Annotated in this window: 15 protein-coding genes; 9 read left to right on the forward strand and 6 right to left on the reverse strand. The window is 73.3% G+C overall.

What is annotated here, in order from left to right; translation table 11 throughout:
- Positions 1-10 precede the first annotated feature (10 nt).
- Positions 11-2,281 carry an FdhF/YdeP family oxidoreductase gene (locus tag ACIBAD_RS31015; RefSeq protein WP_398909953.1) on the reverse strand — a complete coding sequence of 757 codons (2,271 nt, stop codon included), beginning with the start codon at positions 2,279-2,281 and terminating at the stop codon, positions 11-13.
- Between the two features lie 133 nt (positions 2,282-2,414).
- Here ACIBAD_RS31015 and polA point away from each other — a divergent pair, with 133 nt between their 5' ends.
- On the forward strand, positions 2,415-5,135 hold the full coding sequence (polA, locus tag ACIBAD_RS31020; protein ID WP_134074979.1) for a DNA polymerase I: 2,721 nt from the start codon (positions 2,415-2,417) through the stop codon (positions 5,133-5,135).
- Between the two features lie 27 nt (positions 5,136-5,162).
- Here polA and ACIBAD_RS31025 read toward each other — a convergent pair whose 3' ends face one another.
- On the reverse strand, positions 5,163-6,026 hold the full coding sequence (locus ACIBAD_RS31025) for a DUF4184 family protein (protein WP_398909956.1): 864 nt from the start codon (positions 6,024-6,026) through the stop codon (positions 5,163-5,165).
- A gap of 164 nt (positions 6,027-6,190) precedes the next feature.
- Here ACIBAD_RS31025 and ACIBAD_RS31030 point away from each other — a divergent pair, with 164 nt between their 5' ends.
- The 3 genes from ACIBAD_RS31030 to ACIBAD_RS31040 all read left to right on the forward strand — a co-directional run bounded on the left by ACIBAD_RS31030 (position 6,191) and on the right by ACIBAD_RS31040 (position 8,895).
- Positions 6,191-7,453: a lytic transglycosylase domain-containing protein gene (locus ACIBAD_RS31030; protein WP_398909958.1), complete on the forward strand. Its 1,263-nt coding sequence runs from the start codon at positions 6,191-6,193 to the stop codon at positions 7,451-7,453.
- A 287-nt stretch (positions 7,454-7,740) separates the two neighbouring features.
- Positions 7,741-7,881, forward strand: a complete 141-nt coding sequence (locus ACIBAD_RS31035) for an SPW_0924 family protein (protein WP_166682152.1) — start codon at positions 7,741-7,743, stop codon at positions 7,879-7,881.
- Between the two features lie 12 nt (positions 7,882-7,893).
- Positions 7,894-8,895, forward strand: a complete 1,002-nt coding sequence (locus ACIBAD_RS31040) for a DUF3068 domain-containing protein (RefSeq protein ID WP_134074976.1) — start codon at positions 7,894-7,896, stop codon at positions 8,893-8,895.
- Here the strand turns inward: ACIBAD_RS31040 and hrpB are convergent.
- Both hrpB and ACIBAD_RS31050 read right to left on the reverse strand, forming a co-directional pair.
- Positions 8,879-11,416 (reverse strand): ATP-dependent helicase HrpB, encoded by a 2,538-nt coding sequence (gene hrpB, locus ACIBAD_RS31045; protein ID WP_398909961.1) that lies wholly within the window; start codon positions 11,414-11,416, stop codon positions 8,879-8,881. The two genes, ACIBAD_RS31040 and hrpB, sit on opposite strands and share 17 nt — an antisense overlap.
- 1 nt (position 11,417) lies before the next feature.
- Positions 11,418-12,287: a class I SAM-dependent methyltransferase gene (locus ACIBAD_RS31050; protein WP_398909963.1), complete on the reverse strand. Its 870-nt coding sequence runs from the start codon at positions 12,285-12,287 to the stop codon at positions 11,418-11,420.
- Positions 12,288-12,654: 367 nt separating this feature from the next.
- On the opposite strand from ACIBAD_RS31050, the gene rpsA reads away from it, so the two are divergent.
- The 4 genes from rpsA to ACIBAD_RS31070 all read left to right on the forward strand — a co-directional run bounded on the left by rpsA (position 12,655) and on the right by ACIBAD_RS31070 (position 16,486).
- Positions 12,655-14,163, forward strand: coding sequence for a 30S ribosomal protein S1 (rpsA, locus tag ACIBAD_RS31055; protein ID WP_030292147.1), 1,509 nt, complete (start codon positions 12,655-12,657; stop codon positions 14,161-14,163).
- A 198-nt stretch (positions 14,164-14,361) separates the two neighbouring features.
- A complete protein-coding gene (locus tag ACIBAD_RS31060; RefSeq protein WP_134075781.1) occupies positions 14,362-15,300 on the forward strand; it encodes a PAC2 family protein in 939 nt (312 codons plus the stop codon).
- Between the two features lie 94 nt (positions 15,301-15,394).
- Positions 15,395-16,012 carry a dephospho-CoA kinase gene (gene coaE, locus ACIBAD_RS31065; protein WP_398909965.1) on the forward strand — a complete coding sequence of 206 codons (618 nt, stop codon included), beginning with the start codon at positions 15,395-15,397 and terminating at the stop codon, positions 16,010-16,012.
- Between the two features lie 66 nt (positions 16,013-16,078).
- A complete protein-coding gene (locus tag ACIBAD_RS31070) occupies positions 16,079-16,486 on the forward strand; it encodes a tetratricopeptide repeat protein (RefSeq protein WP_398909967.1) in 408 nt (135 codons plus the stop codon).
- Positions 16,487-16,511: 25 nt separating this feature from the next.
- Here ACIBAD_RS31070 and ACIBAD_RS31075 read toward each other — a convergent pair whose 3' ends face one another.
- Complete coding sequence (locus tag ACIBAD_RS31075; protein ID WP_053688664.1) at positions 16,512-16,772, reverse strand: DUF6343 family protein; 261 nt, start codon at positions 16,770-16,772, stop codon at positions 16,512-16,514.
- Positions 16,773-16,993: 221 nt separating this feature from the next.
- On the reverse strand, positions 16,994-17,335 hold the full coding sequence (locus tag ACIBAD_RS31080; RefSeq protein WP_398909970.1) for a hypothetical protein: 342 nt from the start codon (positions 17,333-17,335) through the stop codon (positions 16,994-16,996).
- 241 nt (positions 17,336-17,576) lie between these two features.
- Here ACIBAD_RS31080 and ACIBAD_RS31085 point away from each other — a divergent pair, with 241 nt between their 5' ends.
- Positions 17,577-20,432 (forward strand): DEAD/DEAH box helicase, encoded by a 2,856-nt coding sequence (locus ACIBAD_RS31085; protein WP_134074973.1) that lies wholly within the window; start codon positions 17,577-17,579, stop codon positions 20,430-20,432.
- Positions 20,433-20,447 lie beyond the last annotated feature (15 nt).

The raw sequence follows: 20,447 nt of genomic DNA on the forward strand, positions 1-20,447 counted from the left end.
GGTCGTTCTATCAGGCCGGTTCGAAGCGCACGACGACGGACTTGCTCGCGGGGGTGTTGCTGGTGTCCGCGGTGGAGTCGAGCGGGACCAGCACGTTCGTCTCGGGGTAGTACGCGGCCGCGCAGCCGCGGGCGGTCGGGTAGTGCACGACGCGGAAACCGGGCGCGCGCCGCTCGACTCCGTCCCTCCACTCGCTGACCAGGTCCGCGTACGAGCCGTCCGCGAGCCCCAGCTCCGCCGCGTCCTCGGGGTGCACCATGACGACGCGGCGGCCGCCGGTGATCCCGCGGTAGCGGTCGTCAAGGCCGTAGATGGTGGTGTTGTACTGGTCGTGGCTGCGCAGGGTCTGCAGGAGCAGCCGGCCCTCGGGGATCTTCGGGTACTCGACGGGCGCGGCGGTGAAGTTCGCCTTGCCGGTCTTGGTGGGGAAGCGGCGTTCGTCGCGCGGGGCGTGCGGCAGGCGGAAGCCCTCGGGGCGGGCCGCGCGGGCGTTGAAGTCCTCGAAGCCGGGGATCACCCGGGAGATCCGCTCGCGGATCGTGCCGTAGTCCCGCTCGAACTCCTCCCACGGGGTGGCGGAGGCGGCGCCGAGGACGGCGCGGGCCATGCGGGCGACGATGGCGGGCTCGGAGAGCAGGTGCGGGGAGGCCGGGGGGAGGTTGCCGCGGGAGGCGTGGACCATGCCCATCGAGTCCTCGACGGTGACGAACTGCTTGCCGCAGGCCTGGACGTCCTTGTCGGTGCGTCCGAGGGTGGGCAGGATCAGGGCGCGCCGGCCGGTCACCGCGTGGGAGCGGTTGAGCTTCGTGGAGACGTGGACGGTCAGGGAGGCGCGGCGGATCGCGGCCTCGGTGACGGCGGTGTCGGGGGTGGCGCCGACGAAGTTGCCGCCCATGGCGAAGAGGACCTTGGCCTTGCCGTCGCGCAGGGCCTCGATGGAGCGGACGACGTCGTAGCCGTGGCCGCGCGGCGAGGTGATGCCGAATTCCGCGTCGAGGGCGTCGAGGAAGGCCGGCGCGGGGCGTTCGAAGATCCCCATGGTGCGGTCGCCCTGGACGTTGGAGTGGCCGCGGACGGGGCAGACGCCGGCGCCGGGGCGGCCGATGTTGCCGCGCAGCAGGAGCAGGTTGACGACCTCGCGGATGGTGGCGACGGCGTGCTTGTGCTGGGTGAGGCCCATGGCCCAGCAGACGATGGTGCGCTTCGAGGCCAGGACCATGGCCAGGGCCCGCTCGATCTCGGGTCGGGTGAGGCCGGTGGCGGTGAGGGTCTCGGCCCAGTCGGCTTCCCGGGCGGCGGCCGCGAGCTCCTCGTAGCCGTGGGTGTGCTCGCGGATGAAGACCTCGTCGGTGGCGCCGTCGGTCTCTATGACGAGCTTGTTGAGGAGCCGGAAGAGGGCCTGGTCGCCGCCGATGCGGATCTGGAGGAAGAGGTCGTTGAGGGCGGTGCCCCTGAGCATGCCGATCGGGGTCTGGGGGTTCTTGAACCGCTCCAGGCCGGCCTCGGGCAGCGGGTTCACCGAGATGATCTTCGCGCCGGCGGACTTGGCCTTCTCCAGGGCGGAGAGCATGCGCGGGTGGTTGGTGCCCGGGTTCTGCCCGGCGACGATGATCAGGTCGGCCTGGTGGAGGTCTTCGAGGGAGACGCTGCCCTTGCCGATGCCGATGGTCTCGTTCAGCGCGGAGCCCGAGGACTCGTGGCACATGTTGGAGCAGTCGGGCAGGTTGTTGGTGCCGAACTCGCGGGCGAAGAGCTGGAAGAGGAACGCGGCCTCGTTGCTGGTGCGGCCCGAGGTGTAGAAGAGGGCCTCGTCGGGGGAGCCGAGGGCGTGCAGCTCCTCGGCGATGATCTCGAAGGCCCGCTCCCAGGGGACGGCCTGGTACCGGTCGGCGCCTTCGGGCAGGTACATCGGCTCGGTGATGCGGCCCTGCTGGCCCAGCCAGTACCCGGAGCGGTCGGCGAGGTCGGCCAGGGAGTGCTCGGCGAAGAAGTCCGGGGTGACCCGGCGCAGCGTGGCCTCCTCGGCGACGGCCTTGGCACCGTTCTCGCAGAACTCGGCGGTGTGCCGCTTGTCTCCCTCGGGCCAGGCGCAGCCCGGGCAGTCGAAGCCGTCCTTCTGGTTGACCTTGAGCAGGGTGCGTGCGGTACGGGCGACGCCCATCTGCTGCTGCGCGATCCGCAGGGTGTGCCCGATCGCGGGCAGGCCGGCCGCGGCACGCTTGGGGGGCGCCACCTGCGGCGCGTGCTGTTCGGGATCACCTGCGGGCGGCTTGGCGGCCATGTCGCTCCCCTTTGAGCAGTCGGGCATCGCGGCGTCGGCCGCTGTGGGTATTCGCGTGGACGTCCGATCCTGTCACGCCCTGCGGACATCTCCGACGCCGGAATTGTCAGCGGGGCCGCCTAGGATCGGGGGCGTGGCAGAGAACGCATCGAAGAAGACCGACCAGACGACCGCAGCGGACCGCCCCCGCCTGATGCTCATGGACGGGCACTCCCTGGCGTACCGGGCGTTCTTCGCGCTGCCCGCGGAGAACTTCACGACGGCGACCGGGCAGCCGACGAACGCCATCTACGGCTTCGCGTCGATGCTGGCGAACACGCTGCGCGACGAGGCGCCCACGCACTTCGCGGTGGCGTTCGACGTCTCGCGCAAGACGTGGCGCTCGACGGAGTTCCCCGAATACAAGGCGAACCGCTCCAAGACCCCCGACGAGTTCAAGGGGCAGGTCGAGCTGATCGGCGAGCTCCTGGACGCGATGAACGTGCCGCGGTTCGCCGTCGACGGCTTCGAGGCCGACGATGTGATCGCCACGCTGGCGACGCAGGCCGAGGCCCTCGGCTTCGAGGTGCTGATCGTCACGGGCGACCGGGACTCCTTCCAGCTCGTCTCCGAGCACACCACCGTGCTGTACCCGACCAAGGGCGTCTCCGAGCTGACCCGGTTCACCCCGGAGAAGGTCGAGGAGAAGTACGGCCTCACCCCGCAGCAGTACCCGGACTTCGCGGCGCTGCGCGGTGACCCGTCGGACAACCTGCCCGGCATCCCGGGCGTCGGCGAGAAGACCGCCGCGAAGTGGATCACCCAGTTCGGGTCGTTCGCGGAGCTGGTCGAGCGCGCCGAGGAGGTCAAGGGCAAGGCCGGGCAGAACTTCCGGGACCACCTGGAGTCCGTGAAGCTCAACCGGGTCCTGACCGAGATGGTCAAGGACGTCGAGCTGCCCAGGGCCGCGGCCGACCTGGCCCGCCTGCCGTACGACCGCTCCGCCGTCACGGGCGTGCTGGACGTGCTGGAGATCCGCAACGCCTCGCTGCGCGAGCGGCTGCTGGCGGTGGACCCGGGCGCAGCCGAGGAGCCCGCCCCGGCTCCGGCCGCCGGTGTGGAACTGGACGCGAGCGTGCTGGGCGCGGGCGAGCTGGCGCCGTGGCTGGCGGCCCGGGCGGGCGAGCCGCTCGGCATCTCGACCGTGGACAGCTGGGCGCTGGGCCAGGGCAATGTCAGCGAGATCGCGCTGGCCGCGGCCGGCGGGGCCGCCGCCTGGTTCGAGCCGTCCGCGCTGGACGAGGCCGACGAGCAGGCGTTCGCGGCCTGGGCCGCCGATGCCGCTAAGCCCAAGGTGGTGCACAACGCCAAGGGCCTGATGCGGGTCTTCCCCGAGCACGGCTGGAGCCTGGCCGGTGTCACCATGGACACCGCGCTCGCCGCGTACCTGGTCAAGCCGGGCCGCCGCTCCTTCGCGCTGGACGTGCTGTCCAACGAATACCTGCACCGCGAGCTCCAGCCCGCCGCGGCCGACGGCCAGCTCGCCTTCGGCGCCGACGAGACCGCCGAGGCGGAGGCGCTGATGGCGCAGGCTCGCGCCGTCCTGGACCTCGGTGAGGCCTTCACCGGCAAGCTGGAGGAGGTCGGCGCCACGGAACTGCTCCACGACATGGAGCTGCCCACCTCGGAGCTGCTGGCCCGGATGGAGCGGGCGGGCATCGCCGCCGACCGCGACCACCTGGAGGCCATGGAGCAGCAGTTCGCCGGAGCCGTGCAGCAGGCGGTGAAGGAGGCGCACGCGGCGGTCGGGCACGAGTTCAACCTCGGTTCGCCCAAGCAGCTCCAGGAGGTCTTCTTCGGCGAGCTGGACCTGCCGAAGACGAAGAAGACCAAGACCGGCTACACCACGGACGCGGACGCGTTGGCCTGGCTGGCCACGCAGACCGACCACGAACTGCCGGTGATCATGCTGCGGCACCGGGAGCAGGCCAAGCTGCGCGTCACCGTCGAGGGCCTCGTCAAGACGATCGCCGCCGACGGCAGGGTGCACACCAGCTTCAGCCAGACCGTCGCCGCGACCGGACGCCTGTCCTCCACCGACCCCAACCTGCAGAACGTGCCGGTGCGCACCGACGAGGGCCGGGCCATCCGCCGCGGCTTCGTCGTCGGCGAGGGCTTCGAATCCCTCATGACCGCCGACTACAGCCAGATCGAGCTGCGCGTCATGGCGCACCTCTCCGAGGACGAGGGCCTGCTGGAGGCGTTCACCTCCGGCGAGGACCTGCACACCACCGTCGCCTCCCAGGTCTTCTCCGTCGAGCGCGACCAGGTCGACGCCGAGATGCGCCGCAAGATCAAGGCCATGTCCTACGGCCTGGCGTACGGGCTGTCCGCCTTCGGCCTCTCCCAGCAGCTGAACATCGAGCCCGCCGAGGCGCGCGGCCTGATGGAGACGTACTTCGAGCGGTTCGGCGGGGTCCGCGACTACCTGCACCGCGTGGTCGAGGAGGCCCGGGCCACCGGGTACACGGCGACGGTCTTCGGCCGCCGCCGCTACCTGCCCGACCTCAACAGCGACAACCGCATGCGCCGCGAGTCCGCCGAGCGCATGGCGCTGAACGCCCCGATCCAGGGCACCGCGGCCGACATCGTCAAGGTCGCGATGCTGCGCGTGGACAAGGCGATCACCGAGGCCGGGCTGAAGTCGCGGATGCTGCTCCAGGTCCACGACGAAATCGTGCTGGAGATCGCCCCGGGCGAGCGCAAGAAGGTCGAGGAGCTGGTGCGCCGCGAGATGGCCGCCGCCGTCGAACTCCGGGCCCCGCTGGACGTGTCGGTGGGCGTGGGCGCCGACTGGGAGTCGGCGGCGCACTGAGGCAGGATCGCCGGACGCCCGTTCCCGCTATGCGGTGGGGACGGGCGTTCGCGCGTCCTCGTCCGTACGGGACGGCTCCTCGCGCCGGCGCGCGAGGAGCCGTACGAGGACCCCGTACAGCAGCAGGCCCACGGCGAGGCCGCCGCCCGCGCCGAAGCAGACGGTCGGGATGATGTCGAGCGGGGTGCGGATCCGGTCGAAGAACGTGAAGAAGCGCAGCACGCGCACGGTCACCCCGACGGCCACGCACAGCGCGACCAGCGCGACCGCGCCCAGCAGCTCCGCCCGGCCGAGCACCGGTACGGCCGCGGGGGCGGGGCGGTCGGGCAGGCGGCGTACGCCGGTCACCGTGAACCAGAGCAGGGCGCAGGCAGCGAGCGCCGAGGTTCCGTACTGCACGTACGTATAGAGGGGGAGCCCGCCCGCGAACGGCTCGCCGAGCACGGGCAGCGCGTCCGTCCCCCACCGGTGCGGGTGCGTGAAGCTGTCCCAGGCCACGTGCGTGAGCGAGCCGGCGACCGCCGAGAGGTAGAACCAGAGCGCGAGCGAAGGCCGCCCGCGGCCGCCGCCCCGCCAGTCCTCGCCGCGCACGAAGGCGTGTACCCGGCCCTGGCGGCGGCGCGGCAGGAGCGCGATCAGCGGTTCGCGCAGCAGCAGCCAGCAGGCCGCGAGCGCGGCGGTCAGCACGGCGTCCAGGGTGAACACCCCGGGCAGCGAGTGCGCGAACGCACCGTACGGCCAGAGGCCGGAGACGACGGCGTCCGCGAAGTAGAACGTGTCGGGCGCGAACGACCCGAGGACGAGCGCCGACGCGGCCAGCGGTCCGCGGGCGCGGCCCGCCCGGCGGACGGCCGGCAGGACGGCGGCCGCGTGGCTGAGGGTGAACGGCATGACACCACTTCCTTACTTCGGGCCAATGCGCCCCGAACGGTCCGGGTCAGTATGGGCGAGCCGCTCGACAGGTGGGGAAGTGGTGAATTCCGGGCTCCGATCGATGCAGGATGAAGGGAGTTGACGTAAGGTCACGCCGACGTCGAGGGGGAGGGGCCCGGCTCATGTCGGCTCGGATCGGAAGCAGGCTGCGCAGGGGAGGGACCGCGGTCCTGGTCTGCGCGCTCGTCGCCGCAGCGCTCACGGCATCCCAAGCCCCGCCGGGGGAGCGGATATCCGCGGCGGGCACCGAGAACGTCCCGCCCGTGCAGCCGTCCCGGCCGTCCGAGTCCGGCGGGGACTCCGACTACCTCACCGAACTCCCGCCCCTGGCGGCCGAGCTGCCGCAGGAGGACCCGGCCGCGCAGCCGTCCCAGCCGGCCACCGAGGCGGTGGCGCCGCACAACGAACCGGTGGCCATGGGCGGCGGGGAGGGTGCGCAGGGAATCCCGGCGACGGTCCTGGCGGCGTACCGGCTGGCCGAGCAGAAGGTGGGGCGGACCGACCCCGGCTGCGGACTGCGCTGGCAACTCCTCGCGGCGATCGGCAAGGTCGAGTCCGGGCAGGCCCGCGGCGGCCGGCTGGACACCGCCGGCACCACGCTGCGGCCGATCCTGGGCCCCGTGCTCGACGGCAACGGCTTCGCGAACATCCGGGACACGGACGGCGGGGCGTACGACGGGGACGCCGCGTACGACCGGGCGGTCGGCCCCATGCAGTTCATCCCGTCCACCTGGGCGGTCTGGGGCCAGGACGCGGACGGCGACGGCCGCCGCAACCCGAACAACGTGTACGACGCCGCCCTCGCGGCCGGCCGCTACCTCTGCGCGGGCACCCGCGACCTGCGCGTACCCGCCGATCTGGACCGCGCGGTGCTCTCGTACAACCAGTCCGCGGAGTACCTCCGCACCGTGAAGTCCTGGTTCACGTACTACCTCCGGGGCGCGCACGAGGTCCCCGACGGGGGCGCGGACCAACCCCCGGCGCCGCCGAAGCCGACGCCGGCCCCCACGCCGAAGCCGACCCCGAGCCCCACCCCGAAGCCGACCCCGGTGCCGACGCCGAAGCCGACCCCCACCCCGACGCCGGATCCGAAGCCGACGCCGACCCCGACGCCGGATCCGAAGCCGACGCCGACGCCCACGCCGGATCCGACGCCCACGCCTACGCCGACGCCGGATCCGACGCCGACGCCTACGCCGACGCCGGATCCGAAGCCGACGCCTACGCCTACGCCGAGCCCGACGCCGACTCCGGTGCCTACGCCGAGCCCGAAGCCCAAGCCGACGGCCGGCGGGCCGACTCCGTCATCCACCCCGAGCCCCACGGCCACGCGCAAGGCGTCCCCGTCCGCGTCCCCGTCGCCCACCGGGACCAAGGCTCCCTAGCAGGGCGCGATCCCTCCCGTGACCAGGTGACGATCCGGCCGCGCCCCGTCGCCTTCTCGGTACTCATCCGCGTGCTCCTCGACTCCGGGGAACCCCGCCGCGATGCCAGGAGGGGCTTGACCCGCGGGACGGCGGGAGGAGTCACGGTGCGTCACGACATGCCTGACCATGGGCAATTCGGACCGATACCGCCCCGTCGTCCGGGGTCCGGACGGTTCTCATCTCCGCCCCGCGTTGCTACGGTGCGGCTCCGCCCTGACGTTCCATCAGATTCCGGAGGCCCCGGCATGCGCGCACTCCTCGCCGCCGCCATCGGGCTTGCCGCCGCGCTGGCCCTCGTGTTCGCCGTCACGGCGTTCGGGGCGCCCGAAGGCAAGACCTCGCCCAAGCCCCTGCTCACCACCGCGCCCAGCGCGCCCGGACAGTAGAGGAGGCCGGCCTTGAGACGCACCGCCAGCCTCGTCCTGCTCGCCTTCGCCGTGTTCCTCGCCGCCCTCGCACCGCTGCTGCGCTGGTACGCGTACCCCCGGCTCGCCAAGATCCCGCCGAGCCAGTACCAGGAGGTGGTCCTGGAGGCGAAGGACGCGACCCTCCTCGACTACACCGCCGGCATGCAGCCCAAGAAGGTGGACAAGGTCACCATCGTCCAGACCCTGAAGGGCAACGTCGAGGCGTCGAAGGAGATCGAGGCGAGCGCAGGCAAGGACGTCGTCGTCTGGGACACCCTGACGTACATCATGGGTCCGGACGGGAAGATGGTCTCCCAGATCCCCGAGCGCTACATCTTCGACGCCCACAGCCAGGACCCGGTGCACGCCACCGGTGAGATGGTCGACGGCGACCCCGTCAGACGCGAGGGCATCGAGTTCAAGTGGCCGTTCTTCACCGAGCCGCGCGACTACCTCTACTTCGACGCGCAGACCCGCACCGCCTCACCCATCCACTACGTCGGCCCGCGCACGTACCGAGGGATGGACGTGTACTACTACGAGCAGACCCTTCCGTGGACCAAGGTCGCCCTGCCGAAGAAGATGCCGATCGAGGGCATCGACCCGAAGACCTTCGAGCAGAGCACCGGCACCAGCCTCTGGTACCGGGCCAAGGCGATGTTCTGGGTCGACCCCGTGACCGGGGCGCCCGTCAACGCCGAGCAGGTCATCGAGCAGGAGATGCGCGGCGGCATCGCGGCCGGCGCCCCCGACGGCAGGCTCACCGTCTTCGCCGGGCACGTGAAGATGCGCGAGGACTACGCCGCGTACACCGTCGACCTGGTCACGTCGAACCGCACGAAGGTCCTCGCCCTGCACACGTACGCGCCCATCGGCCTGGCGGCCGGCGCCCTCGTCCTGCTCGGGCTGGCGCTGTGGCTGGAGGCCCGCGGCCGGCGCGGCGGGGCGGAGGACGGGGAGGAGCTCACCACGAGGCTCACTGCTGTCGCCTGAGCCGGGCGTTCGTGTGCCGGGTGGGCGCGGCGGTCGCCGGATCCTCCGGCCAGGGGTGCCTGGGGTAGCGGCCGCGGAGCTCGGCGCGCACGGCGCGGTAGCCGCCCTGCCAGAAGGAGGCCAGGTCGGCGGTGACGGCGGCGGGGCGGCCGGCCGGGGACAGCAGGTGCACGAGTACGGGCACCCCGGCCACCTTCGGGGTCTCGGCCAGCCCGAACAGCTCCTGCAGCTTCACGGCGAGGACCGGCTGCCCGTGTCCGTGCTCGGCGGAGTAGTCCACCCGGATCCGGGAGCCGCTGGGCACCTCGATCCGCTCCGGGGCCAGCTCGTCGAGGCGGGCGGCCTCACCGGTGGCCCAGGGAAGCAGCCGGTTCAGCGCCTGCCCGGCGTCGATCCGCCCGAGATCGGCGCGGCGGCGGGCCCGGGACAGCTCGGGCTCCAGCCAGTCGTCGGCGCGCTCCAGCAGGGCTTCGTCCTGTACGTCGGGCCAGCCGCCGCCGAGCGTGCGGTGCAGGAAGCCGAGCCGGTCCCGGAGCGCCCGGGCGTCGGCACTCCAGCGCAGCAGGCCGAGCCCGTCGCCGCGCAGGCCGTCGAGGAGGGCGGCCCGGACGAGGGCCGGATCGGGGTTCTTGAGCGGGCGGACGGCCAGCGCGATCGCCCCGAGCCGCTCGGCTGCGCGGGCGACGAGGTCGCCGTCCTCCCAGCGCACCTCCTCGCCGGAGGCGAGCAGGTGCCGGGCCGCGGCGCGGGCGGTGTCCTCGTCGACGGCGGCGGCCAGCCGGACCCGGGCGGAGGCGGAATGCGGCCCCCGGTCGGCGATGGCGACGGCCACCCACGGCGCACTGCGCAGCCCCGACGCCTCCCCGAGTTCGGCCGCCGTCCCGGAGGCCATGAGGAACGCCCCCTCGCCCTTGGCCTTGGCGACGCGCTCCGGGAACGCCAGAGCCGCGACCAGCCCGGCGGCGGCGTCGTCGGTGAGCGCTTCCGCCCGCGCCCCGCGGTTCCCCGCGGCGGCCGCGCGTTCCAGCCGCTTCGCCTCCGCCCGCCACCGCGCGGCGTACGCGTCGCCGCCCGCGCGGGCCCGGCGCCAGGCGGCGGCGAGGTCGTCCCCGTACTCCCGCGGCGGCTCCTCGCTCAGCAGGGCGACGATCTCCGCAGCCCGGCGGGGTCCCAGCCGGTCGGAGCCGTCCAGCAGGGCGCGGGCCATGCGCGGGTGCAGCCCCAGCCGGGCCATCCGCTGACCGCGCGGGGTGACCGCGCCCGCCGGGTCCACCGCGCCCACCGCGATCAGCACCTCCCGCGCCGCGGCCATCGCCCCGGCCGGCGGCGGGTCCAGCAGCGCCAGCCCGGCCGCGTCCGGATCGCCCCAGCACGCCGCCTGGAGTGCGAACTGTGCCAGGTCCGCGATCCGGATCTCGGGGGAGGGGAACGCCGGGAGGCGGCCGTCCTCCGCCTCCGACCAGCAGCGGTACACCGTGCCCGGCGCCTCGCGCCCCGCCCGGCCCGCCCGCTGGCGCCCGGCCGCGCGGGACGCCCGTACGGTCGCCAGCGCGCCCAGCCCCCGTGCGTGGTCCACCCGGGGTTCGCGGGCCAGCCCGGAGTCGACCACCACCCGTACCCCCGGCACGGTCAGGCTCGACTCCGCCACCGAGGTGGACAGGATCACCCGGCGGTGCGGCCGGGCGGACAGCGCCGCGTCCTGCACCGCCGCCGGGGCGCGCCCGTGGAGCTGGAGCACCTCCGCCTCCACCCCGCCCAGCTGCCCCGCGACCCGGGCGATCTCCCCGACGCCGGGCAGGAAGCACAGCACGTCACCGGAACGCTCCGCCAGCGCCCGCCGCACCACCGAGGCCACGTGGGCCAGCTGCGCCGGATCCACCCGCATGCCGTGCGGGGGCCGCACCGGCCGGGCCGGCGGGGCCCAGACCGTCTCCACCGGGTACGAGACCCCCGCGGCCTCCACCACCGGCGCTCCGCCCGCACGGCCGTGGCCGAGGACCTGGGCCCAGCCCGCGGCATCGGTCGTCGCGGAGGCCGCCACCAGCCGCAGCTCGGGGCGCAGGGTTTCCCGTACGTCCAGCAGGAACGCGGCGACCGTGTCGGCGTCGAGGTGCCGCTCGTGGCACTCGTCCAGGACCACCACGTCGACCCCTTCGAGCTCCTGGTCGCGCTGGAGCCGCTGGAGGAGTACGCCGGTGGTCACGACCTCGACCACCGTGCCCGGCCCGGCCACCCGCTCGCCGCGCACCGTGAAGCCCACCGGGCCGCCGACCTGCTCGCCCAGCAGCCAGGCCATCCGCCGCGCCGCCGCCCGGGCGGCGATCCGCCGGGGCTCGGCGACGATCACCTTGCGGCGCGGTCCACCCCCCACCAGCCCCGCCAGTACCAGCGGCACCAGCGTGGTCTTGCCGGTGCCGGGCGGCGCGCAGAGCACCGCCGTGCCGTGTGAGTCCAGCGCGGAGACCAGCGCGGGCAGGGCCTCCCGTACGGGGAGGGCGTCGAGGTCGGCGGTCCGGATCACCTCAGCCGCGCTCGCAGACGAAGATCGCGGTGCCGGGGATCAGGTTGCCGCGCAGCGGGGACCAGCCGCCCCACTCCTGGGTGTTCCACGCGGGCCACTCCGGCTCCACGAGGTCGACCAGGCGGAACCCGCCCGCCACCACGTCCCGGACGCGGTCGCCGAGGGTGCGGTGGTGCTCCACGTAGACGGCGCGGCCCTGCTCGTCCTGCTCGACGTAGGGGGTCCGGTCGAAGTAGGAGGCGGCGACGGAGAGCCCCTCCGGGCCGGGCTCGTCGGGGAAGGCCCAGCGGATCGGGTGGGTGACGGAGAAGACCCAGCGGCCGCCGGGGCGCAGGACGCGGTGCACCTCGCGCATGACGTTGACGGGGTCGGCGACGAAGGGCACGGCCCCGTACGCGGAGCAGGCCAGGTCGAAGGAGCCGTCGCGGAAGGGCAGCCGGCCGGCGTCGGCCTCGACGAGGGGGATGCCGTCGCCGATGCGCAGGGCGTGCTGCAGCTGGCGGTGGGAGAGGTCGAGGGCGACGGGGCGGGCGCCCCGGGCGGCCAGCCAGCGCGAGCACTGGGCGGCGCCGGCGCCGATCTCCAGGACGTCCTTGTCTTTCAGGGAGTCCGCGGGGCCGAGCAGCGCGGCGTCCGCCTCGTCGAGGCCCTCCGGGCCCCACACGAAGCGGTCGTCGCCGAGGAAGGCCCCGTGCTCGTTCTGGTACTCGTCGGCGTTGCGGTCCCACCAGGACCGGCTGGCCCGGCTGCTCTCCGTGTCGTCGGCCTCACGCCGGGTGGCCTCCGCGTCCTCGCCGGCGTCCTCGCCGGACCCGGGGCCGCGGCCATCGGCTTCGTACGCTTCTTCGGGGGCGTAGTCCTCTTGGTTCATGGGGCCCGTCGTCGTAGTCTGCGGAAAGAGTCGGAAAGAGTCGCAACAAGGCAGGGAAGGGCCATCAGCGCCCGCCCGCCCACGAATTGTGCCGGTTATGCGGTGATCCGCCCGGGGTGTGCGCCTTCGCGCATTGACCCTGTCCGGCTGCCCCCGTATGCTACAAGTTGCGCTGCGAGCCTGTGCTCCTCAGACCTAGCAGGCTGCGCTTGCATCTGTTGATGACCCCTCGGTTTTCGAGGCCCTGACCGCTTCACGGCGGAGCATGGGCTTCCTTGGCTGTCCGGCTTCTTCGGCAGGTGCCGATAAGGGCTCCCGGCGTAGCAGTACCTACGACTTTCTGTCCGTAACCGGAGCCCTTTCCCACATGACGAGCAGCACCGAGACCACCTCTACCACCCCGCAGGTAGCGGTCAACGACATCGGTAACGAGGAAGCCTTCCTCGCCGCGATCGACGAGACGATCAAGTACTTCAACGACGGCGACATCGTCGACGGCGTCATCGTGAAGGTCGACCGGGACGAGGTCCTGCTCGACATCGGTTACAAGACCGAAGGCGTGATCCCGAGCCGTGAGCTCTCGATCAAGCACGACGTCGACCCGAACGAGGTCGTCAAGGTCGGCGACGAGATCGAGGCCCTGGTTCTCCAGAAGGAGGACAAGGAAGGCCGCCTGATCCTGTCCAAGAAGCGCGCCCAGTACGAGCGCGCCTGGGGCACGATCGAGAAGATCAAGGAAGAAGACGGCATCGTCACCGGTACCGTCATCGAGGTCGTCAAGGGTGGTCTCATCCTCGACATCGGCCTCCGTGGCTTCCTGCCGGCCTCCCTCGTCGAGATGCGCCGCGTCCGCGACCTCCAGCCCTACGTGGGCAAGGAGCTCGAGGCGAAGATCATCGAGCTGGACAAGAACCGCAACAACGTGGTCCTGTCCCGCCGCGCCTGGCTGGAGCAGACCCAGTCCGAGGTCCGCCAGACGTTCCTCACCACCCTGCAGAAGGGTCAGGTCCGCTCCGGCGTCGTTTCCTCGATCGTCAACTTCGGTGCCTTCGTGGACCTGGGTGGCGTCGACGGTCTCGTCCACGTCTCCGAGCTGTCCTGGAAGCACATCGACCACCCGTCCGAGGTTGTCGAGGTCGGCCAGGAAGTCACCGTCGAGGTCCTCGACGTGGACATGGACCGCGAGCGTGTCTCCCTGTCGCTGAAGGCGACGCAGGAGGACCCGTGGCAGCAGTTCGCCCGTACGCACCAGATCGGTCAGGTCGTCCCGGGCAAGGTCACCAAGCTGGTTCCGTTCGGTGCGTTCGTCCGCGTGGACGAGGGCATCGAGGGTCTGGTCCACATCTCCGAGCTGGCCGAGCGCCACGTGGAGATCCCGGAGCAGGTCGTCCAGGTCAACGACGAGATCTTCGTCAAGGTCATCGACATCGACCTTGAGCGTCGCCGGATCTCGCTGTCCCTGAAGCAGGCCAACGAGTCCTTCGGTGCCGACCCGGCGTCGGTCGAGTTCGACCCGACCCTGTACGGCATGGCCGCGTCCTACGACGACCAGGGCAACTACATCTACCCCGAGGGCTTCGACCCCGAGACCAACGACTGGCTCGAGGGCTACGAGACCCAGCGCGAGACGTGGGAGCGCCAGTACGCCGAGGCGCAGGTCCGCTTCGAGCAGCACCAGGCCCAGGTCATCAAGAGCCGCGAGGCCGACGAGGCCGCCGCTGCCGAGGGCGCTGCCGCCCCGGCCGCCGGTGGCAACGCCGGTGCGGGCATCTCGGGTGGTTCCTACTCCTCGGAGTCGGACGAGACCTCGGGCGCCCTGGCCTCCGACGAGGCCCTGGCCGCGCTCCGCGAGAAGCTGGCCGGCGGCCAGAGCTGATCGCAGCGCATCGCACCCCGGTGTGAGCTGTAGGCAAGAAGCCGAGCGGAGCTGAGAAGCCGAGCAGAGCCGAACGACAAGGCCCGTCCCCTCAGGGGGGCGGGCCTTGTCGCATTCCTGTGAAAGGGGCCAACTGGGGAATGGAGCAGCCGCCTTGCACGTTGTGGGCAACGTAGGCGGCGAGGAGGAGTGGTGGCGGTGCTTGATCCACAGGGTTTGTACGAATGGGATGCCAAGGGCCTGGCGGTGGCGGATCTGGCGCTCGCCCAGGACTCGGCCGGGCTGGTCATGCTCTACCACTTCGAGGGGTACATCGACGCGGGTGAGGCCGGGGAGCAGATCGTCGAGCGGCTGCTCGACACGCTGCCCCACCAGGTCGTGGCCCGGTTCGACGCGGACCGCCTGGTCGACTACCGCGCCCGGCGCCCGCTGCTGACGTTCCAGCGCGACCACTGGACCGAGTTCGAGGAGCCGCGCCTTGAGGTGCGCCTCGTCCAGGACGCCACGGGCGCCCCGTTCCTGCTGCTCTCCGGCCCCGAGCCGGACGTGGAGTGGGAGCGCTTCGCCGTGGCCGTCCGGCAGATCGTCGAGCGCCTCGGCGTCCGGCTCTCGGTCAACTTCCACGGCATCCCCATGGGCGTCCCGCACACCCGGCCCGTCGGGATCACCCCGCACGGCAACCGGACCGACCTCATGCCGGGCCACCGCAGCCCGTTCGACGAGGCGCAGGTGCCGGGCAGCGCGGAGTCCCTGGTGGAGTTCCGCCTCGGCCAGGCCGGGCACGACGTGCTGGGCGTCGCCGCGCACGTACCGCACTACGTGGCGCGCTCCGCGTACCCGGACGCCGCGCTGACGGCGCTGGAGGCGATCACGGCGGCGACCGGGCTGGTCCTGCCGGCGGTGGCGCACGCGCTGCGCACCGAGGCGCACCGTACGCAGACGGAGATCGACCGGCAGATCCGCGAGGGCGACGAGGAGCTGGTGGCCCTGGTCCAGGGACTGGAGCACCAGTACGACGCGGCGGCCGGCGCCGAGACGCGGGGCAACATGATCGCGGAGCCGCAGGAGATCCCGTCGGCGGACGAGATCGGCCGCGAATTCGAGCGGTTCCTCGCGGAGCGCGAGGGCGAGGGCTGACAGGGGCTGACGCGGCCGAGGGGCCCCCTTGGCGGCCGGGTCGGGAAGCGGGGGGCCGTACGGGAGCCGGGGCGCGGGGTCTAGTCTGCTGGGCATGTTGAAGGTTGGCCTGACAGGCGGAATCGGTGCCGGCAAGAGCGAGGTCTCGCGGCTGCTGGCGGGGTACGGGGCGGTCGTCGTGGACGCCGACCGCATCGCGCGGGAGGTCGTGGAGCCGGGTACGCCGGGGCTCGCGGCCGTCGTGGCGGCTTTCGGGGAGTCCGTGCTGACGGGCGAGGGGACGCTGGACCGGCCGAAGCTCGGCTCGATCGTCTTCGCCGACCCGGCGAAGCTGCAGACCCTCAATGCGATCGTGCACCCGCTGGTCGGGGCCCGGTCGGCCGAACTGGAGGCCGCTGCCGGGCCCGACGCGATCGTGGTGCACGACGTACCGCTGCTCGCGGAGAACGGCCTGGCGCCGCTGTACGACCTGGTGGTCGTGGTGGACGCGGCCCCCGAGACGCAGCTGGCCCGGCTGACCGCGCTGCGCGGGATGGCCGAGGACGAGGCGCGGGCCCGGATGGCCGCGCAGGCCACGCGGGAGCAGCGGCTGGCGGTGGCCACCCTCGTGATCGACAACGACGGGCCGCTGGAGGCGCTGGAGCCGCAGGTGCGCAAGGTGTGGGCGGAGCTCAAGGAGCGGGAGGCGGCGGCGGGCCCTGCCGGTGCCTGACGTACGCGGGGAAGCGCAGGCGGGGCGCGGGGCGTTGAACGCACCCGCAGAGGGAAGGAACAGACCGTGTCCGACACCACGCCGCCGCCCATACCGGCGCAGCCGCCTCCGCCGTCCGGGGCGTCGCCCGAGACGCACGTCATCGACTACCGGGCCGCCGAGCAGCTGCTGGCCGCGCGCGACCCGCGGGGCGCAGTGAAGCTGCTCGACTCCGTCATCGCCGCGCACCCGGAGAACACGGCGGCCCGGCTGCTGCGGGCCCGCGCGTTCTTCGCGGCCGCCCAATTGCGTCCGGCAGCGCTGGAGTTCGAGCTGGTGCTGGAGCGGGAGCCGGACAACGCCTTCGCGCACTTCGCCCTGGCCCGTACCCATGAGCGCTCCGGCCGTCCCGAGCAGGCGCGCAAGCACTTCCGCCTGGCGGCCGCCCTGGACCCCCGGCCCGACTACCTGGCGGCGGCCCGCTTCGAGGAGTAGCGGGTCCGAGGAGCGGCGGGCCGCGTCACCGCTGGTGCGGCGGCTCGTACGGGGGCACGTCCGGGCCCGGCTGGTAGTGGGGGCCCTGGTGGATGTGGTGGAGGACCACGGCCAGGTCGACGAGTGCGAGTACGGCGACCACCCCGCAGGCGGCCGCCCACCCGGGACGGCCGACCAGGGAGAACGCGGCGGTCCCGGCGGCGGCCCAGACGAACCCCCACAGACTCAGCCAGAACCGCAGCCGCAGCGGACTGCGGGCGGTCACGGGCTCGTTTCCGGATCGCATGGCCATCGCCTCAGGACCATGGTATGTCAGCTCATGTCATCGGATGTCGTGGATCGAGGCGGTTCACGGCGGTCGTGGTCGTCCGCTCGAAGGCGGGGACGGGGGCGTCGCTCAGGTCGCCACGGAGGAACCGTCGCGCCCGATGCCGACGAGGTGCACGCCGGGTTCGGGGTGCATGCCGTAGGCGTGGGCGCCCTCCTCGACGGGAGGGCGCCGTAGTCCTACGAGCCGGCCGTCCCGGCCGGGAGCGCCCGCAGCCAGTCGGCGGCGCAGGCGGCGACCTGCCGCTCAAGGTTCCGGGACAGCCGGGCGGCCGCCGAGTCGGAGGAGGCCCGTACCGAGCCCTGCACGGCGCCCGTGTCGAGGTCGGTTCTGAGCCGACGGCGCCGGCTCCCGGCCGCCGGAAGCGCCCCGTCCAGGCGAAACGGCGCCGTTTCGGGCAGCCCCTCGGGGACCTTCCCCGCATGCCTGGGCGAGTGGGGATGCGGCGGCAGGTCGGCGGGGCCGAGGAATCCGGGGGCGGTGAGCGCGACCGCGATGACGGCGGCGAAGCCCTGGAGCACGGCGGTTTCCCCCCGTGTGGCGGGTAGCGCGGTGCTGCGAGCCGTCCCCGGGGCGCCACGACCTGCGGCGCACGGGCTCCGGAGCCGGCATCTGCCCAGCTCAGCCGCGTTGTCAGTGCCCGCACCTAGACTCGACGGCAGACGGGCTCCGTCTGGCCCGACCAGACCGGGGGACCACACCGAGGGACCAGACGGACGGACCAGACGGACGGACCAGACCGAGGGGAGAGGAGACGACACCGTGACGCCGCAGCCGCACCAGCCCGCGCCGGGAGCCGCCCTCCTGCGCCACGCCGCCGTCTTCCTCCCCGCCGCCGTCCCCCGCGAGGCCCGCATCGCCTTCTGGGCCCCCGACGGGGACGCCCTCCCCGAGCTCCCGGCCGCCACGCCGGCCCCGCTCACCGTCGTGCACCCCCACGGCCAGGGGGTCCGCAGCCGTACCGTCCCCTCCCTCGCCCTCTCCGTCACCGACGCCCTGCCCCTCCTCGCCCGCGCCCCCCGCAGCCCCGCCGCGCACCCCGCCACCCGCGCCTGGGGGACCGCCGCCCTCCACGCCCTCGCGCTCGTCGCCCGCGGCCGCCTCCTCCCCGGGGTCACCCCCGACGGGGTCGACGCCTGGCGGGCCGGCCCGCTCGACGCCGAGGACGTGGGCCACCTCCGCGCGGTGGCCGCCGCCCTCCCGTACGAGGGGTACGCCACCCCCCTGACCGGTCGGCGCCCCCTCCAGCTGCCCGAACCGGAGGCGCTGGTCCGGGCGTTCCTCGATGCCGTCGCCGACAGCCTGCCCCGTACCCCGGCCGCGCCGCTGGCCGCCGGGCGGCCCTTCGCCGCGCAGGAGCCCCAGCGGGTGCCCGGGATACGGGACTGGGCCGCGCAGGTCGCGGCCGGCGCCGATGCCGGCGTGGGGATCTCGCTGCGGCTCGACCTGTCCTCGTTCCGCCTCTTCGACGGGCCCGAGGACCCGGAGGGTGCGGAGGAGGCGGACATCCGCCGCGCCGGCGCCGCCGTCGTCCAGGTGCACAGCCTCGCCGACCCCACCCTCGTCACCGATGCCGGACTGCTGTGGGCCGGCGCGGCCGCCGCCGGGTTCGGGCCGCGCGCCCGGATCGACGCCGTACTGGCGCTGCGCCGGGCCGCCCGGGTCTGGCCGCCGCTGCTGCGGCTCTTGGACCAGCCGGTCCCCGACGTCCTCGCCCTCTGCGACCGGGAGCTCGAAGACCTCCTCGGCAGGGCCGCGAGCCGGCTGGCGGCCGCCGGGGTCCTGGTCCACTGGCCGCGCGAGCTGGCTCGTACGCTGTCCGCGACCGCGGTCGTACGGTCCACCGCCCCCGGCTCCGCCACCGACGGCACCGCCTTCTTCGACGCCGACCACCTCTTCGCCTTCTCCTGGGAGCTCGCACTCGGCGGAGACCGGCTCACCCCGGGAGAGATGGACGCGCTGGCGCAGGCGCACCGGCCCGTGGTGCGGCTGCGGGACCAGTGGGTGCGCGTCGATCCCGAGCTGGTGCGCAAGGCGCGCAAGCGGGAGCTGGGCCTGCTGGACCCGGTGGACGCGCTGGCCGCCGTACTGACGGGGACGGCCGAGGTGGACGGGGAGCCGGTGGAGGCGGTCCCGGTGGGCGCGCTGGCCGCGCTGCGGGAGCGGCTGACCGGCGAGCTCGCCCCCCTCCCGCAGCCCGTCGGACTGAAGGCCACCCTGCGCGACTACCAGGCGCGCGGCCTGGCCTGGCTGGACCTCATGACCTCGCTCGGCCTCGGCGGCTGCCTCGCCGACGACATGGGCCTGGGCAAGACGGTCACGCTGATCGCCCTGCACCTGCACCGGGACCGGCCCGAGCCGACGCTCGTCGTCTGCCCCGCGTCACTGCTGGGCAACTGGCAGCGGGAGATCGAGAAGTTCGCGCCCGGGACCGCCGTGCGCCGCTTCCACGGCGGCAGCCGCAGCCTCGACGGGCTGGCGGGCGGCTTCGTCCTCACCACGTACGGGACGATGCGCGCGAGCGCCGCCCGGCTGGCCGAGCAGCCCTGGGGCATGGTCGTCGCCGACGAGGCGCAGCACGTGAAGAACCCGCATTCGGCGACCGCGAAGGCACTGCGGACGATCCCGGCGCCGGCCCGGGTGGCGCTGACCGGCACCCCCGTGGAGAACAACCTCTCCGAGCTGTGGGCGCTGCTCGACTGGACGACGCCCGGACTGCTGGGCCCGCTGACGGCGTTCCGGGCCCGGCACGCCCGCCCGGTGGAGCACCAGCAGGAGGAGGACGGGGGCAACGAGGCGGCGGTGGCCCGGCTCGCCGCGCTCGTACGGCCGTTCCTGCTGCGGCGCAAGAAGTCCGACCCGGGGATCGCCCCCGAGCTGCCGCCGAAGACGGAGACCGACCATCCCGTCTCCCTCACGCGCGAGCAGGCCTCGCTCTACCAGGCCGCGGTGGACGAGGCGATGGCCGTGATCGAGGCGAGCGAGGGCATCGAGCGGCGCGGCATGATCATGAAGCTGCTGGCCTCGCTCAAGCAGATCTGCAACCACCCCGCGCAGTACCTGAAGGAGGAGCAGCCCCGGATCCCGCACCGCTCGGGCAAGCTGGCCCTGCTGGACGAGCTGCTGGACACGATCCTCGCGGAGGACGGCTCCGTGCTGGTCTTCACCCAGTACGTGACGATGGCCCGCATCATCGAACGGCATCTGGCGGCCCGGGGGATCTCCCACCAGCTCCTGCACGGCGGGACGCCGGTGGCGCGCCGCGAAGAGCTCGTGGACCGCTTCCAGTCCGGCGAAGTCCCGGTCTTCCTGCTCTCGTTGAAGGCGGCGGGCACCGGGCTCAACCTCACGCGGGCCGGCCATGTGATCCATTTCGACCGCTGGTGGAACCCGGCGGTGGAGGAGCAGGCCACCGACCGCGCCTACCGCATCGGCCAGACGCAGCCCGTCCAGGTCCACCGGATCATCGCCGAGGGCACCGTGGAAGACCGGATCGCCGAGATGCTGGAGGCCAAGCGGGCCCTGGCCGACGCCGTGCTCGGCTCGGGGGAGTCGGCGCTCACGGAGCTGACCGACCGCGAGCTGGCCGACCTCGTCTCCCTGCGGAGGCCCGCATGACCACAGTGGAGAGGC

This window comes from Streptomyces sp. NPDC051109 (genome assembly GCF_044455885.1).
GTDB lineage: Bacteria > Actinomycetota > Actinomycetes > Streptomycetales > Streptomycetaceae > Streptomyces.

Coding starts and splice junctions, on each gene's coding strand:
- ACIBAD_RS31015 (WP_398909953.1), bottom strand. CDS start 2,281: ATGGCCGCCAAGCCGCCCGCAGGTGATCCCGAACAGCACGCGCCGCAG.
- ACIBAD_RS31025 (WP_398909956.1), bottom strand. CDS start 6,026: ATGCCGTTCACCCTCAGCCACGCGGCCGCCGTCCTGCCGGCCGTCCGC.
- ACIBAD_RS31030 (WP_398909958.1), top strand. CDS start 6,191: ATGTCGGCTCGGATCGGAAGCAGGCTGCGCAGGGGAGGGACCGCGGTC.
- ACIBAD_RS31035 (WP_166682152.1), top strand. CDS start 7,741: ATGCGCGCACTCCTCGCCGCCGCCATCGGGCTTGCCGCCGCGCTGGCC.
- ACIBAD_RS31050 (WP_398909963.1), bottom strand. CDS start 12,287: ATGAACCAAGAGGACTACGCCCCCGAAGAAGCGTACGAAGCCGATGGC.
- rpsA (WP_030292147.1), top strand. CDS start 12,655: ATGACGAGCAGCACCGAGACCACCTCTACCACCCCGCAGGTAGCGGTC.
- coaE (WP_398909965.1), top strand. CDS start 15,395: ATGTTGAAGGTTGGCCTGACAGGCGGAATCGGTGCCGGCAAGAGCGAG.
- ACIBAD_RS31075 (WP_053688664.1), bottom strand. CDS start 16,772: ATGCGATCCGGAAACGAGCCCGTGACCGCCCGCAGTCCGCTGCGGCTG.